General features: G+C 75.6%; 9 protein-coding genes and 1 pseudogene. 2 read left to right on the top strand and 8 right to left on the bottom strand.

Annotation, left to right across the window (positions count from 1 at the left end; translation table 11 throughout):
- Positions 1 to 78: 78 nt before the first annotated feature.
- The 3 genes and pseudogenes from STTU_RS36275 to STTU_RS28895 form a co-directional block, all read right to left on the bottom strand.
- Positions 79 to 234 (bottom strand): annotated as a pseudogene (locus tag STTU_RS36275) (DUF742 domain-containing protein); the annotation flags it as partial.
- Between the two features lie 12 nt (positions 235 to 246).
- Positions 247 to 690, bottom strand: a complete 444-nt coding sequence (locus tag STTU_RS28900) for a roadblock/LC7 domain-containing protein (protein WP_010277239.1) — start codon at positions 688 to 690, stop codon at positions 247 to 249.
- Positions 687 to 3,386, bottom strand: a complete 2,700-nt coding sequence (locus STTU_RS28895; RefSeq protein ID WP_043256632.1) for a nitrate- and nitrite sensing domain-containing protein — start codon at positions 3,384 to 3,386, stop codon at positions 687 to 689. The genes STTU_RS28900 and STTU_RS28895 overlap by 4 nt, the downstream gene beginning before the upstream one ends.
- Positions 3,387 to 3,908: 522 nt before the next feature.
- On the opposite strand from STTU_RS28895, the gene STTU_RS28890 reads away from it, so the two are divergent.
- The gene (locus STTU_RS28890) at positions 3,909 to 4,562 is read left to right on the top strand and encodes a hypothetical protein (RefSeq protein ID WP_043256629.1); all 654 of its coding nucleotides are present in this window, start codon (positions 3,909 to 3,911) and stop codon (positions 4,560 to 4,562) included.
- Here the strand turns inward: STTU_RS28890 and STTU_RS28885 are convergent.
- The 5 genes from STTU_RS28885 to STTU_RS28865 form a co-directional block, all read right to left on the bottom strand.
- Positions 4,490 to 9,412, bottom strand: coding sequence for a hypothetical protein (locus STTU_RS28885; RefSeq protein ID WP_007829463.1), 4,923 nt, complete (start codon positions 9,410 to 9,412; stop codon positions 4,490 to 4,492). The genes STTU_RS28890 and STTU_RS28885 overlap by 73 nt on opposite strands.
- Positions 9,413 to 9,551: 139 nt before the next feature.
- Complete coding sequence (locus tag STTU_RS28880; protein ID WP_007829461.1) at positions 9,552 to 10,445, bottom strand: hypothetical protein; 894 nt, start codon at positions 10,443 to 10,445, stop codon at positions 9,552 to 9,554.
- Positions 10,446 to 10,542: 97 nt separating this feature from the next.
- Positions 10,543 to 12,093, bottom strand: coding sequence for a hypothetical protein (locus STTU_RS28875; RefSeq protein ID WP_007829459.1), 1,551 nt, complete (start codon positions 12,091 to 12,093; stop codon positions 10,543 to 10,545).
- A 310-nt stretch (positions 12,094 to 12,403) separates the two neighbouring features.
- Positions 12,404 to 13,756, bottom strand: a complete 1,353-nt coding sequence (locus STTU_RS28870; protein WP_007829455.1) for a YhgE/Pip domain-containing protein — start codon at positions 13,754 to 13,756, stop codon at positions 12,404 to 12,406.
- Complete coding sequence (locus tag STTU_RS28865; RefSeq protein ID WP_234011102.1) at positions 13,756 to 14,484, bottom strand: ABC transporter ATP-binding protein; 729 nt, start codon at positions 14,482 to 14,484, stop codon at positions 13,756 to 13,758. The genes STTU_RS28870 and STTU_RS28865 overlap by 1 nt, the downstream gene beginning before the upstream one ends.
- 257 nt (positions 14,485 to 14,741) lie before the next feature.
- On the opposite strand from STTU_RS28865, the gene STTU_RS28860 reads away from it, so the two are divergent.
- A complete protein-coding gene (locus STTU_RS28860; protein WP_043256625.1) occupies positions 14,742 to 15,056 on the top strand; it encodes a hypothetical protein in 315 nt (104 codons plus the stop codon).
- Positions 15,057 to 15,296 lie beyond the last annotated feature (240 nt).

Genomic DNA, 15,296 nt, shown 5'->3' with positions numbered 1-15,296 from the left:
GGGGCCGCCGCCCCTGTCCGCCGCCGTGCCGCGCGGTCGGTCGGGTTCCCGCGCTCCGGCCGGTCCGCCCGGTCCGGGGTCACCGGGGGGCGGAACGGCGGAGACGAGGGCGATGAGGTCGAGCCGGTGGCCGCCGGTGGCGCTCGTGCGGCCCCGGGTCATCGCGTAGGGGCGTACGACGGGTCCCGCCTCGTCGTCGTACCAGCGGGCTGTCTCGTGACCGGCGTCGCTCATCATGGCCTGCCTCTATCCCCCGGCGGAGATGTCGGTGCGGGGGGCCTGGCCGAGGTGGACGCCGACCCGCTTGACGAGGAGCGTCATCTCGTAGGCGATCTGGCCGATGTCCGCGTCGGGTCCGGCGAGGACGGCGAGGCAGCTTCCGTCGCCCGCCGCCGAGACGAAGAGGAAGGCGTCGTCGAGTTCGACGAGTGTCTGCCGGACGCTGCCCGCGTCGAAGTGGCGTCCGACGCCCTTGGCGAGGCTGTGGAAGCCGGAGGCGACGGCGGCGAGGTGTTCGCTGTCCTCGCGGCTGATGTCCTCGGACATCCCGGTGGGCAAGCCGTCGCTGGAGAGGATGATCGCCTTGCGGATGCTGGCGACCCGGGCGACGAGGTCGTCGAGCAGCCAGTTGAGTTCGTGGGTGCCACCGGGGGCTCCCGGAGTTGACGCGGCGGTCCTTGGCGCAGTCATCGACCGTCCCTTTCCGGAGTGTTTCCTTGCGCTGTGCTGTGCGGGGCGGGCCCGGTGGCTTCCGGTCCGTCCTCGTCCTCGGTGGCGCGGGCCCGGGCGGGCCCGGCGTCCGCCGCGGCTTCCTCCTCGCGGCCCCGGAGCCAGCCCCGCTGGAGCGAGGCCATCCGGGTCCGTACGGCGTCCGCGTCCCGCTCCGGTTCGGGCCCGGTGGGCGCGCTCGGCTCGGGCTGCTCGCGCAGTTGGCGGGCGAGGCTTGCCTGTCGTACGCGGCGGGGCAGGCCCGTGGGGCCCCCGGCGGGGGCCGCCTCGGCCCCCGTACCGCCCCCGCCCCGCCCTGCGGGCGAGGTGCCCGACGCGTTCCGTTCGGTCTCTGCCGGAGCGCTCGCGGGCGCGGGGGCGCTCGCCGACGCCGTCCTCGCACCTGGCCTCGCGCCGGGCTTCTGGCCGGACGTGTCACCGGACCCGTCGCCGGACGTGTCACCGGCCCTCTCGCCGGTCCGCGCGCGGGGGCGGCGGGACGGGAGCGCGCCGGGGGCCGGGGTGGGGCGGCTGTGCTCGGCGTCGGGCTCGGGCGCCTCGTCCGCCTGCGCGTGGTCGCCGACCGGGCGGCCGTGCGAGGTGACGAGCTTGGGCACCGGACGGCGGGGCAGCGCGCCGAGCTGGGTGAGCGGGCCGCGCGGTCCCTCGTCGGCGCCCGCGGGCACCGGCTCCCGTACCGCCGTGCGCCCCGGCGCGGCGACGGGGGCCTCCAGTTCGACGGGCCCGTCCGGGGAGACCGCGGGGAGACCCGCGCCGTCGGTACCGGGCACGTCGGTGAGGAGCTTCTCGGGCAGGACGACGACAGCGGTCGTGCCACCGTACGGGGAGGGCTGGAGCGAGACCTTGACGCCCTGGCGGCGGGCGATGCGGCTCACGACGAAGAGGCCGAGCCTGTCGGTGTCGGAGAGCTCGAACTCGGGCGTCTCGGCGAGGCGCTGGTTCGCCGCGAGGAGCGCTTCCTTGGTCATGCCGAGGCCGCGGTCGTGGATCTCCAGGAGGAAGCCCTGGCCGACGCGTTCGCCGAGCACCTGCACGGCGGTGTGCGGCGGCGAGAACACAGCGGCGTTCTCCATGAGTTCGGCGAGGAGGTGGGTGAGGTCGCCGACGGCCGCGCCCGTGACGGCGACACGGGGCAGGCGGCGCACCTCGACGCGTTCGTAGTCCTCCACCTCGGAGACGGCCGCGCGCACGACGTCCATGAGCGGCACGGGGCGGCGCCACTGGCGGGCCGGGGCGGCGCCGGAGAGGATGACGAGGCCCTCGGCGTGGCGGCGCATACGGGTCGTGAGGTGGTCGAGGCGGAAGAGGTCGGCGAGTTCGTCGGTGTCCTCGGTGCGGCGTTCCATCGTGTCGAGCAGGGTGAGCTGCTTGTGGAGCAGGACCTGACTGCGGCGGGCGAGGTTGACGAAGACCTCGGAGACGCCCTTGCGCATGTCGGCTTGGCGCACGGCGGCCTCGACGGCGGCGCGCTGGAGCGTCTCCAGGGCCTGGGCGACCTGTCCCATCTCGTCGCGGTCGTGGGCGAGACGCGGCGCCTCGGTCTCGATGTCGATCTCCTCGCCCGCGGCGAGCCTGCGCATGACCTCGGGCAGGCGGACCCCGGCGGTCTCGTTGGCGCGGCGGCGCAGCCCGGAGAGGTCGCGGACGAGGGAGCGACCGATGCGCACCGAGAGGTAGAGGGAGAGGAGCAGCGCGACGAGGCCGAGGAAGCCCGCGCCGCCGGTACGGAGCAGGACGCCGTGCGCGTACGGGGTCACGGCGTCGCGGTAGGCGCTCTCGATCGCGTCGTCGCGCGCGGCGAGGTCGGCGAGGACCTTCGTGGCGGCCTTGGTCCACGTCGCGGCGTCGACGACGGCCACGGCGCTGGGTGTCGACTGGCTGACCCCGTACTCGGCGTCGGTGAGGACGGAGGTGCCGGGCTTCTTCCAGTACGCCTCGAAGTCCTTGCGTTCCTCGTCGGGCAGCAGGGCGAGGTTGGTGTCGTAGAGCAGTTCGCGCTGGGCGATGAGGTCGGAGACCTTCTGGATCTCGTCGCGGCCGAGGCGGTGCCCGGTGAGGGCGGCGCTTACTACGGCGTCCTCCTGGGTGAGGAGTTCGCGGGCGCGGTCGACGCCGACGACCCCGCGCCCCCGCTTGTCGAGCGCGACGTCCTTGACGGAGCGCAGGTCGGTGAGGAAGCCGAAGCAGGGCTCGACGAGGTCGGAGTAGAGCTTGAGCGCGGAGGTGCGCGAGAGGCGGTTGTCCTCGGCGCTGCGGCGCAGCGCGGTCAGGTCCGTGAACGAGCCGACGAGGGCATCGAGTTCGCGGCGCGATGTGGCGTTCATGCGGTTGCGGAGGCCGTTGTCGCGGGCTACGCCGCGGACCTTCTCGACCGCTTCGTCGGTGGTGGAGTAGCTGCGGCGCATCGCCGCGAACACGTCGGAGCCGCGCGGGTCGGCGAGGTAGACGAGGGTGCGGGTGCGTTCCTGCTGGAGGGCGCGGGTCGCTTCCTTGACGGGCTGGCCGGCGCGGTCGATGAGCCGGCTCACGCCGAGGACCTGGTACGCCTCCTGGCCGCTGATGACGGTCGCGTAGGCCCAGACCACGCCGAGTGAGAGGAGGGGCACGAGCAGCAGGGCCACGATCTTCCGGCGGATGGATTTCCCGCGAAAGCGCATGGTGTCGTCCCCCTGTGGTGTCCCCGTCGGCCGGTTCCCGAGGCTCCGCCCACCGCCGGTGGACGGGTCGGGCGCCCGCTCCCGGGCCGTGCGCGCCGCTGGGCGCGAGCGGCCACGGGCGGCCCCTGCGGGGGCGCGCGCGTGCCTCGTGAATCGGCGTGACTCTACTACTGCCTCAGCTACAACTCGAAGACATGTCCGGATAGTTTTCTTGTTGAGGGGGTACGGGGCGGCTTTCACCACAGGGTGCGGAGTCGCGCGGACGGTACGCGCGGGGGCATCGCGGGACGGCCCGGTGAATTCCGGCGGATCAGGGGTCAATCACGGGCGAGGGGAGGAAACCCTCGCGGGTACTTCTTCGTCTGTAGGGGTGGGAAGCGGGCCGGTGCCCGCGTGGTCCCGCGCGCGTGTGCGGCCCCTCGGGGCCGACTAAAGCGGCGTGGGGCGGGCAGCGAAAAGGAGAGCCGCTCGTGTCCCCCGGGTGGTGGTCCGTTCGGCGAGTGGTGGGGAGTTGGCTGCGTGATGAGCACCGTGGAGCGCGGTATCGAGGACGAGAGGCGGACGGCGGAGCGCGCCGCCGCCGGGGAGCCGGCCGCCTGGGAGACCCCGCTGCCGCAGTGGAGCATCGAGGAGTACGGCGAGGAGGCGGCCGAGGACGCGGACTTCGCGCGGCGGCGGCGCGAGGCGGTGCGGCGGGACTCCTTGTGGAGGGAGGAGCCCGCGGTACGGCGCCGCCTCCCCGACGCGGTGCGCACCTCGGCGGTCCGGGCCGTCATCATCGTGGCGCTCACGCTGTGCCAGGCGGTGACCGCCTTCCTGTGCACGCTCGCCGGTTCCTGGCTCGCCTTCCCGATGGTGCTGAGCAGCGTGGCGAGCACGGTGGTGGCGACGTGGGGCGTCCTCGACGTGTGGGTCACCCGGCAGGTGTGGGTGCAGCGCAACGGGGTCGTGTCCCAGCCGGGCAGCACCGCGCGGCAGTTGCGCAGGGAGCGCCGCCAGGCGCTGAAGGCGGCGAGGCTCGCGGCGCGGGCGGAGCGGCGCTCCGTCACCGAGCCCCCCTCGCCCCGTACCGCCGCGACGCCGCCCGCTCCCGGCGCTCCCGCTCAGGAGGCGGGCCGCTCCCCCCGTTCCGCCTCCGGCACGGCCGGGCGCGGGACGGACGCGGCGGCGGCCTGAGAGCCGGGGCCCCCGACGGGGTCGGGCGACTCGGCACGCTTCCGGGAACGGGGGGCGGCGTCCCGCGAGCGCTCCGCAGACTCCTGCGGACGCGAGGCACGTCTCTCCTGGCGGTCCGCGGACTCCTGCGAACGCTCGGCGGGTTCCTGCGCACGCTCGGTGGGTTCCTGCGGGCGCTCGAAGAAGCGCGTGGCCTGGATCTGGGCGTGCACTCCCTCGGCGTCCGGCTCCTTGGGCAGGCCGGGGCGCAGGTGCTCCTCGACGCTGATGTACTTCAGCCCGGCCCGCAGGTCCGCGTCGTTGCGCAGCCGGATGACGAGCGGGAACTCGGAGAGCGCCGTCGTGTCGAAGAGCCCGGTCGTGTAGAGGAGCTGGACGCCGAGCGCGTCGGCCACGGCCCGCTGGAGTTCGAGCAGGTACGTGGCGTTGGCGCGGCCGATGGGGTTGTCGAGGAAGAGCGTGCCCGCGTGGCGGCGCCTGTCGTGGCCCCGGTCGTTGGAGCGCAGCGCCGCCATCGTGCAGTACAGCGCGATCGCGGCGGTGAGCAGCTGCCCACCCGAGAAGACGTCGCCCATCTGGCCCACCGGCACGCGTTCCGCGCGCAGTACCGCGTCCGGCTTGAGGATCTCGACGGCGATGCCGCGTGGTTCCAGGGCGGCCTGTACGCCGCGCAGGAGCAGGCTCATGCCGTCGCGGCGCAGGTCGGCGTTCTTGCGGACGGCGGCGCGGGTGGCCTCGTCGATCACCTCGCCGAGCCGTTCGGTGAGGCTCGCGTGATCGGGTTCGTCGAAGCGGATGCGGAGGAACTCCTGGCCCGACCACTCCCCCAGCCCCTCGGGCAGGCGGGAGAGGCGCTGGGCGGCGCGGAGCGTGGCGAGCGAGGACTCGACGAGGCCCCGCAGTCGGTCGACGATCGAGTCGCGGTTGCGTTCGAGCTGTTCCAGTTCGTCGGTGAGGACCCGCAGGCGGGGGGCGAACGCCTCGGCCCAGCGGGCCGCGTGCTCGGGCAGCGCGGCGGCGGGCAGTTCCCTGATCTGCTGACGCGCGAGGGTGCGAACCTGCTCGTAACGCGTGGAGTTGGCGTGCCGGACGAGGATGTCGCTCGCCTCGCGGACGGCGGCATCGGCCGCCGCGAGGTCGGCGGCGCAGCCGCGCAGTGAACGGCGGGCCTCGGCGGTGGCGGTACGGGCCTCGGTGAGCGTTCCCGCGAAGGGCTCGGTCTCCTCGGGCGCCGGGGTGCCGGGCTCGGTTTCGGTGCTCTCGCGGGCGAGGTTGTCGCGGAGCAGGTCGCGCAGGAGCGCCGTCGTCTCCTCGAAGCCCGCCGCCGCCTCTTCCGCCGCGCGGTGGTCGTGGCCAAGGGCGGTGTGGGTCGCGCGGGCGGCGTCCAGGGCCTCGGCGCGGGCGGCGAGTTCGGCGCTCGCGGTGCGCAGGAGAGTCTGGGCCTGCTCGGCGTCGGCGGGGGCGAGGTCGTCGGGGAGCGCGGTGTGGGCCTCGCCCTCCTCGGGGGCGAGGCGTTCGGCCTCGCCGCGCAGCCGGCCGAGCTGTTCGCTCGCGGCGTTGGCGCGGGCCTCCAGCATCTGCACGAGTTCCTCGGCGCGCCCGGCGGCGGCCTGCCGCGAGGGCCCGTCCGCGCCGTCGGGGCCTTCGAGGAGGCCGGAGGCGCGGGTGCGGACCTTGTTGCTGAGGCGTTCGAGTTCGGCGAGGGCGGAGGTCTCCTCGCTCTCGGCGCGGGCCTGTTCGGCGCGCAGGTCGGCGCCGACGCCGACTTTCTCGTAGAGCTGGGACGCCGCGCGGTACGCCTCGCGCAGGGTGGGCAGGGCCGCGCTGCGGGCCTCGTCGGAGGGGGCGGGCAGTTCCTCGGGGGCGCCCGCGATCTCGGCGCGTTCGGCGCGCAGGGTGCGGGCGGTGCGGCGGGCGTCGTCGGCGGCGCGCTGGGCGGCGCGGCGGTCCTCGTCGGCGGCGCGGGCGCGTTCGAGGCAGGTCTGGGCGCGGGCCTCGGCCTCGGCGGCCTCCTCGGCGAGTTCGCGCAGGCGGCTGGTCCACCGGCCGCGTTCGCGCAGGCGGTGGGCGAGTCCCGCGAGGGCGTCGGCGGCGCGGCGGGCGCGCTGCGCGGCCTCGCCGCGTTCCTCGCGGGCGAGGGCGGCGGCGCTCGCGGTCTCCTCGGTCTCGACCCGGTGGGCGCGGGCCTCTTCGAGGGCGGCTGCGGCCTCGGTCGCCGCGGTACGGGCTTCGGCCGCCGCGGCGGCGAGTTCGCCGAGCCGTCCGGCGGGGCAGCCGGAGCGCCAGGAGCCGAGGCGGGCGCCGAGTTCGCGGTCCTTGCCGAGGCGGGCGGCGAGGGTGCGGATCTCCTCCTCGCGGGCGGTGGCGCGGGCGCGCAGGTGCTGCCGCTCCTCGTCGGCCGCGTTCTCGTCGTGCATCGCCGGGTTCGGCGGGACGAGGAAGACGGACTCCTCCTCGTCCGCGTCGCGCGGGGAGGGGGCGAGGAGGGCCGAGGAGGTGCCCACGGCGACGGTGGAGCGGGGCAGCAGGGCGGCCTGGGCGAGGACTTCGCGGGCGCGGCGGTGGGTGCCCGGGTCGGTGATGACGACGCCATCGACGAGTTCGGGGCGGGCCGCGAGGACGCGGTGGTGCTCGGCGGGGTCGACGGACTGGGCGAGGTAGCGCCAGCCGGGCAGGGCGGGGATGCCCTGTTCGCCGAGGTACTCGACGGTGGCGAGGACGTCCGGGCCCGGGGGCAGGAGCCCGCCGTCGCCGAGGGCGCCGAGGATGCGGGCGTCGTCCTGGGCCGCCGTGCGCAGGGCGAAGAGGCGGCGCTCGGCCTCGGTGACGGCGTCGTCGAGGAGGGTGCGCAGGGTCTCGGCGCTCTGGTCGAGCGTCTCGGCGTCGAGCCCGGCGGGGGTGCTGTGCCCGGCGTCCGTGAGGGGGTCGGCGCCCGCGCCTGTCCCGTCGTCCGCGCCCGTGCCGCTGCCGGGGCCGCGCTGCTGGGGCACCGCGGTGCCGCTCGCGGTGGGGAGGCCCAGGAGGGCCGCGAGGCGGTCCTCGCGGGCGAGGCTCGCGGCGGTGGCGTACTCGGCCTGGTGGGCGAGTTCGGCGGCGCGCGCGGCGTCCGAGGCGCGGGCGGCGGTGAGTTCGGCGCCGGACGCGGTACGGGCCGCCTCGGCGGCCTCGTCGGAGGCGTGGGCCGCGCGCCTGCGGGCCTCGGCCCAGGCGGCGGTGGCCTCCTTCTCGGCGTCGCTCGCGGCGAGCGCGGCGCGGGCCGGGTCGGCGTCGGGCGAGGAGCCGTCGAGCCAGCCGGCCCGTACGGCCTCCTCGGTCTCCTGCTCGACTTCGGCGAGGCGCTGGCGCAGGTGCCCGGCGTCGCTGCGGGCGCGCTGGGCGTCGGTGGCCGCCGCCGTGGCGTCGCGGTGGGCGCTCTCGCCCGCGGACTGGAGGTGTGCGGAGCGCTCCTCCTCCTCGGTCGCGTGGCTCTCGGCGCGTTCGGCGGCGTCCTGGAGGGCGCGGACGAGGTCGGCGGCGGCTGCCGCGCGGGCGGCGAGCGCGGGCGCGGCGTCGCGCTCGGCCTCGCGGATGGCGGTGGCGACGCGCGCCGAGCGGTCGGCGGCGGCGCGGGCGCGCAGCACGGTCTCGGCGGCCTGCCACGCGGAGTGCAGGGTGCGGGCCTCGGTGAGTTCGCGGCGCTGGGCCGTCGCGGCCTTCTCCCCGGCGGCGAGGGCGAGCGAGGCGTGCCGGTAGGCGAGTTCGGCGGCGACGAGGGCGGCGCGGTCGCGGGCGGTGCCCGCCTCGGTGACGGCTTCGGCGGCGGCGCCGAGCCGGCCGGACAGCTCGGCGGAGCGGGTGCGTTCACCGGCGGCGCGCGCCGCGAGGCGGCGGCCGAGCGCGCGGGTGCGGCGGGCGGCGGCGCCGTGGATGTCGCGGGCGCGTTCGCGGTGCGCGGTGGCGTCGACGATGCGGCCGAGGAGGTCGACGGAGCCCGCGGTGAAGTCGCGTTCTGCGAGGAGTTCGGAGCGGCGGCCGAGCTTGCCGCCGAAGTTGTGGACGAGGTCGGCGAGGCCGTCCGTGTCGCGGGTGTCGGTGACGGCGCGCAGCAGGAGGTCGGTGAAGTCGGAGTCCTTCTTGACCGCGAAGAGCCCGGCGGCCTCGCCCTCGTCGGCGTTCATCTCGCGCTGGTAGCGGAACAGCTCGGGGTCGAGGCCGAGTTCGCCGAGGTGCTCGGTCCAGCGCTCGTGGGTCTCCTCCCAGTGCACGTCGAGGTGGGTGTAGAACTTCCCGGCCTCGACGAGTGCGTCCCTGAAGCCCTTCATGGTGCGGCGGCGGCCCCGCGCGGCGGAGATGCCCTCGGCGATCGGGCGGACCGCGTTGGACTCGGCGACGGGCAGCGAGTCGAGGCTGAGGCCGGGGCCCGGCCGGAAGGAGTACCACGCCTCGGCGAATTTGCGCGGGTCGTTGGAGACCTGGCGACCGCGCCACTCGCTGACCTTGCCGACGACGACGCACTCGCCGGTCCGCGTGTGCTGCCACTCCAGGACGACGTGGCCGCAGTCCTCGGCGAGCAGGAACTTGCGGAGCACGCCGGAGCTGGCGCCGCCGAGGGTGTTGCGGTGGCCGGGGAGCATGACCGAGAAGATCAGCTTGAGCAGGACGGATTTGCCGCCGCCGTTCTCCAGGAAGAGGACCCCGGCGGGGGCGGGCCTGCGGGGCGGTCCGCTGGGTTCGTCCGCGAAGAACTCCGTCTGGGTCGGCGCGGGTTCGGGGACCGGGGCGCCGACCGAGCGCAGATCGAGCACGGTGTCGGCGTACCGGGCCCCGGCGGGGCCGATCGAGTAGAGGCGGACCCGGGACAGCTCGTACATGGTGCGGACTTTCGGCAGCGGTGGAGTGGCGACAAGGGAAGTATCGACCGGGATCGGGCGGTCGGGACCATCTCGGTCAGCGGACGGGGTGACGTGGCGGCGGGCCGCCCGCCACGGTGGCGTGCCCCGGGACGGCCCGTCACCCGTGGAAGGGGAGCCCGGCCTCCGCGACGAGGTCGAGGTCGTCCGTGTCCTCGGCCGGGACGAGGCTCGGGCTGCCGTCGCCGACGGGGACGACGCCGAGTTCGAGGAGTTCGGCCATCGCGGCGGAGCCCGCGAGGTCGCGCACCTGGAGCTGGTAGCGCGGAGTCGTGCGGTAGGTGCCGCCGCCGTCGTCCCCGGTGCGCTGGAGGAAGCCGGAGTCGGTGAGGAAGCCGACGGCCTTGGCGACGATGCCGGTCGTGGACCCGGCGAGGCGGCGGGCGTCCTTGGTGGCGCCCGTGGCGCTGCGGCGCGCCCAGACCCGCCAGGCGGCTTCGAGCCCCGGGGCCTCGGTGGCGGGGTCGGTGTTCTCGCCCGCGCTCTCGGCGCGCTCCTCGATGCGGCGGCACGCCTGCCGGACGAAGGCGTCCACGCCGTTGACGCTGATCCGTCCGATGTAGCCGTCGTCGGCGAGGTCCTCGGGGCGCGGGAAGGCGAGCGCGGCGACGCTGAGGTGGGCGAGGCCGTGCAGGAAGCGGTCGGCGGTGTCCGTGGAGGCGCGGCGCGCGTACTCGCCCATGCGGACGGCGAAGACGGAGTCCTCGGCCGCGGCGGTGGCCATCCCCGCGCGTGCGGAGACTTCGAGGACGACGAGGCCGAGCCCGGTGGCGACGGCGTCGGCGAGGCGCGCGAAGGCGGGGTCCTCGCGGTAGCGCCGCAGCAGGGCGGTGTACTCGCCGTCGCGGGCGGGCTGGAGCTTGGGCTGGAGGCCGAAGGCGACGAGCCGGGCGGCGTCGGCGGCGTCGGCCGGGGTGACAGGCGCTGCCGCCGCGGAGCGCGGCTCGGCGGCCTGCTCCTCGCCGTACGGGGGTTCTGCGGCGTACTCGGTCACGGTCGTGCTTCCTTCGGGGACGGGACTGCGGCGCGGTGTGCGGGGGAGGTACGGGGCCGGGCCGCCGTCGCGGCGCGGCCCGGACGGACGCCTTCGCTCATGAGGCCGCCTCCGTCGCCGCGCCCGCGGCCTCCAGGAGCGCGGTGCCGACGATGAGGTCGGCGCCGCCGAAGTCGGGGTCGTCGAGTTCCGTGCCGTCGTCCACGGCGAACAGGACGCCGGGCTCGCCCTGGCGGTGCGCGGTGCCGACCGGTGGGCTCGCGGCGTGGAAGGCGAGGAGGGTGACGAGGCGGGCGAGTTCCCGTGCCTCGTGGTCGCCGCCGCCGTTCTCGCGGGCCTTCCCGCGGGCCTCGGCGAGCAGCCCGGAGAGCCGGCGCGGGGCCTCGGGTTCCAGGCGGAGCAGCCCGGTGGCGAGGGCGAGTTGTTCCTCGCTGAAGCGGCTGTCGTCGGGGGTCGCCACGAGGTCGGGCTCGGGCAGCTCGGCGCCGAGGTGCTCGCGCTCGGCGGGCGGGGTGAACAGCAGCTCGACGAGGTCGCCGACGCGTACGGCCCCGGGGGTGCGCAGCCCCGTACCGCGGGCGAACCACGCGTCCGTGACGCGCAGCGCGTCCTCGACCGGGAGAGCGATGACGGGCGCGAGGAGCTGCCCGTACAGGTCGAGCCCCGGGCGTCCCGAGTGGTCGGCGAAGGCTTGCCGGTCCTGCTCGGCGCGGAAGAGCGGGCCTGCTTCGAGGAGGCGGGACTGGAGCTGGGTGTGGCGGCGGATGCAGTCCTTGACGATGTCGACGAGTTCGGCGGCGCGGCGCTTGTTCTCGGGCTCCTCGGACTCGTCGCGGGCCTTGCGGATGTTGGTGAGGATCGCGTTCTCGTGCCGGTAGCGGTCGGCGACGTGGCCGAGTGCTTCGTCGATGAGGTCGGGAACGGTGTGCAGCCAGTCGACGGCGCGGACGTCGCGGCGCGTGGACTCCAGGGCGCGGCGCAGCGATTCGGCGTACTGGACGGTGCGGTAGCGGGCCTGTTCGGCGGCGAGTTGCGCGTCGGCGAGGCGCCCCCGGCTGATGAGGACCTCCAGCTTGACCTCGGCGGCGATCTGCGCGCTCGTCACGTCCGTGTCGAGGGCGCCGACGAGGACGTTGACCGCCTCGTCGGTCGCGCGCAGAAAGACGGTGCCTCCGGCGGCGGGGACCTCCTCGATGAGCTTGAAGTCGTAGTCCCGGCGCACGTAGCTGCCGTCGGGCGCGAAGGTGCCGTAGACGGCGCGGAATCCGCGGTCGGCGCTACCGACGTTGATGAGGTTCTCCAGGACCCAGCGGGCGACCCGTTCGTGCTCGGCGACGGGACGTCCCGGGGCCTGCGCGCCGACCCTCGGCAGGAGTCTGGCCACTATCTGCTCGTGGTCCGCGCCGGTGTCGAAGTCCATGTGAAGGGTGACGAGATCGATCGCGGCGAGGGCGACCTCGGCCATCGCGTAGCGCGTGTACTCGCCCGCGAGGTTGGCCTTCCGGGTGTCGAGGTCGTGCAGGGGCGCGGTGCAGGCGAGGGCGCGCAGGCGACGGGCGAGTCCTTCGTCGGCGGCGGGGCCGGGAGCGGGGCGCGGGCCCGCGCTGAGCTGCGCGTAAGCGGGTTCCGGGAGGGCGGGCGAGGTCACGGGGAACAGCGTAGAGGGTGGGGGCGACAACGGTGTATCGCGGGGCGTTGCGCAGAAGGCGCCGTTTCGCCCGGTTGGGCCCCGGGGCTCCGCCCCACCCCGGCCCCCGCTCCTCAATATCCCCCAGCCTTCGGCCGGGAGGAGCCCGAGAGGGGCTTGATTCCGGCGTGCGCGGGATTTTCGGCCTGCGCGGGCTTTTGGGCGTGCGCGGGCTTTTGGGCGTGCGCGGGCTTTTGGGCGTGCGCGGGCTTTTGGGCGTGCGCGGGCTTTTGGGCGTGCGCGAGATTTTTGGCCGCCCTCATCCCCGCCCTCAGAACTGGATCTCCGGTTTCAGGCGGCTCATGCTCCAGCGCCGCCTGCGCGCCAGCACCAGTCCCGTCGCGAGCAGCGCCGCCGCCCCGTACGCCGCCAGGACGCCGAAGGAGAGGCCCAGCGTGGAGCCCTGGCCGCCGGAGATGGTGACGCGGAGGCCGTCGACGAGGTAGGTCATCGGCATGACGGGGTGCAGGGCGCGGAAGAAGGCCGGGGTGGTCTCGACGGGGTAGAGGCCGCCGCAGGAGGTGAGCTGGAGCATCAGCAGGACGAGGAGGATCAGGTCGCCCGTGGAGCCGAGGAGCGTGCGGAAGAACTGGGCGAGGGCGACGAAGGAGAGCGCGGCGAGGCACACGAGGGCGACCAGGAGCCAGGGGCTCTCGGCGTCGAGGTCCAGCCCGAGTTGGACGACCGCGTACAGGACGAGGCCCCCGAGGACGCCGAGGAGGGCGGTGGGCAGCCAGCCCGCGAGGGTCGCCGTCGCCGGTCTGCCCTCGTCGACGGCGCGCGGGTTGTAGGGGCGCAGCACGAGGTAGCCGACGAGGCCGAAGACCCACAGCGCGATCGAGAAGAAGAACGGGGTCATGCCGCGGCCGTAGAGGTGTGCGGGGTGGAGGTTGGCCGAGGTGACGTCGACGGGCGAGGCGAGGAGCCGGGCTTGTTCCTTCGCGGCCTGGCCCTCGGGGGCCTGGGGGACGGCGGAGGAGAGCTGGGCGAGCTGCTGGGAGAGCTTCTGGAGCCCCGGCCCGGTCGCGGAGGGGTCTCCGGACTGCCCGGCGAGTTCCTTCGCGGAGTCGGCGGACTTGTCGAGTCCGTCCTTGAGTTCCTTGCCCTGCCCGAAGACCTGCCGGAGTTCGACCTCCTGGGCGGCGGCGGAGAGCTGGTTCTGGAGTTCGAGGCGTGCCTGGTCGGCGGCTTTGCCGATGATGAAGCCGTTGGCGTCGTTGAGTTCGAGGTGGACGGTGGCGCGGCGCGGTTTCCGGCTCAGGCTGCTGGCGAGGTCGGCGCTGAAGCCGCGCGGCACGGTGACGGTGAAGAAGTAGTCGCCGGTCCTGAGCTTGTCGCGGGCGGTGGCGGCGTCGCTCGTGTGCCAGTCGAAGTTCCCGCTCTCGCGCACGGCCCGGACAAGGCGCGCGCCGCCGTCGACGGTGCGGCCCTGGACCTCGACGGGCTTGTCCTCGTTGACGATCGCGACGGGGACGCGGTGCAGGAGTCCGTACGGGTCCCAGTTGGACCACAGGTAGAGCGAGCCGTAGAGCAGCGGGACGAGCGCGAGCACCCACGGCACGAGGCGTGAGAGCGGGCCCCGGAAGCGGCGGAATTCGAGCTGGGCGAGGCGCAGGACGCGCATCACGGCCTCCTCGCGGCGTCGGCGGCGGCGGTCCTCGGGGACAGGGTGGTGTACGCGGCGAGCGGGACGGCCCAGTCGGGGGGCGGGGGTGCGGCGGCGGTCGCGAGCACGGTGATCCCGGCCCCGGCGAGCCGGGCGAGGCGCAGCCACACCTCGCGGAGGTCGGTGCCGCCGAGCCCGGCGTCGACGTCGTCGACGAGGACGGCGGGGCGGCGTGCGGCGACGGCGAGGGCGACGGCGAAGAGGAGTCGGTCGCGGGCGGGGAGGCGGCCCACGACGGTGCGGGCGGGGGGTGCGCAGTCGAGGAGTTCACCGGCCGCTTCGAGGGTCGCCGTGCTGAACGTACGCGTGGTCGCGGCCCGTTCGGCCCGGTGCTCGTGGACCGTCCACTGCGGTACGAGAGCGACACCGGGTGTGGCGCGGGCGAGGGCGGAGTGCCGGAGCGGGTCCACGGGCGTGTCCCCGAGCCGGGCGGTGACGGTGCCGCCGCTGGTGCGGAAGCGGCCCCCGAGCGCGAGGAGCAGGCTCGTGCGCCCCGTACCGCCCTGCCCGGCGACGACGGTGAGCCCGGCGGGCCGGACGAGGAGGTCCACGCCCTTGAAGACGGTCCCGAGCGGCCCGCGCGCCCGCAGCCCGCGCGCCTCGATCTCCAGCCCCTCGCCGTCGTTGACCAGCGCGGTCGGGACCCCTGGCGGCACCTGCCGCGCGCCCTCGCCGTCTCCCGGCATCTCCGCCACCGCCGACCACCCCTTCTGCTCCGACCGGCCGCCACCCTGGCGCGCGAGCGGGGCGGGGCGCGGCAACGACGCTGCGGGGCGGGGGCGGATCACCCGGTCGGGGGCGGGCCGGGTGGCGGGCCTGCCTTGGGCGACGTGTCCGGTGGCGCGGCCCCTGACCCGTGGGCCGGGTCGCCTTCCGGCACCCGTTGTCAGACCCCCGTGGCATGCTCGGCGCAGCCGGATCGAGCAGGTCGTGGGGGGCAGTCATGAGTGTGCGTCAGTACCGGGCGGTCAGTGGGAGCGGGCGGGTCGACGATCCGTCGGAGGAGGCGCTGTTCCGGATGGTCAGCGGGCTCGAAGGGGCGCGGAGCGGCTTCGTCGTGCTCGCTCCCGAGGAGCCCGATCCGCGGTGGTGGGCGGCCGTGAGCCGGCTCGGGGACGGGCGGTACGAGGTGGTGCGGCGCGAGCGGGTGCGGGGCGGCCCGGAGATCAGCGTGACGCGTGACGCGCAGGGCCTGGTGCGGGAGCTGACGGGGTGGGCGGGGGCGCGGGGGGCGGTGCGCGGCGGCTCGTCAAGCTGACGCGGGCGGGCCGGGCGCCCCGCCCACCGTGACCGCCGCCGGGCGGGAAGCCCCGCCCCTCGTCGTACGCGCGCGAGCGGCCGTGCGAGCGGGCGCGGCGTGTCGGGCCCGGCGGGTCACACCGGTGCGAGGTGCGGGGGCCACTGCGCGATGCCCCGGGCCGGCGTCGCCCGGCGGCGGCCTCGCCGAGCGGGCGCGGCGCCTCCGCCGTGCCGGCGGGCCGGGCCCCGGCGAGGGAGC

It is taken from the genome of Streptomyces sp. Tu6071 (assembly GCF_000213055.1).
Lineage (GTDB): Bacteria > Actinomycetota > Actinomycetes > Streptomycetales > Streptomycetaceae > Streptomyces > Streptomyces evansiae.
Note: the sequence above shows the minus strand (reverse complement) of the source record. Positions and strands in the feature narration are given on the sequence as shown.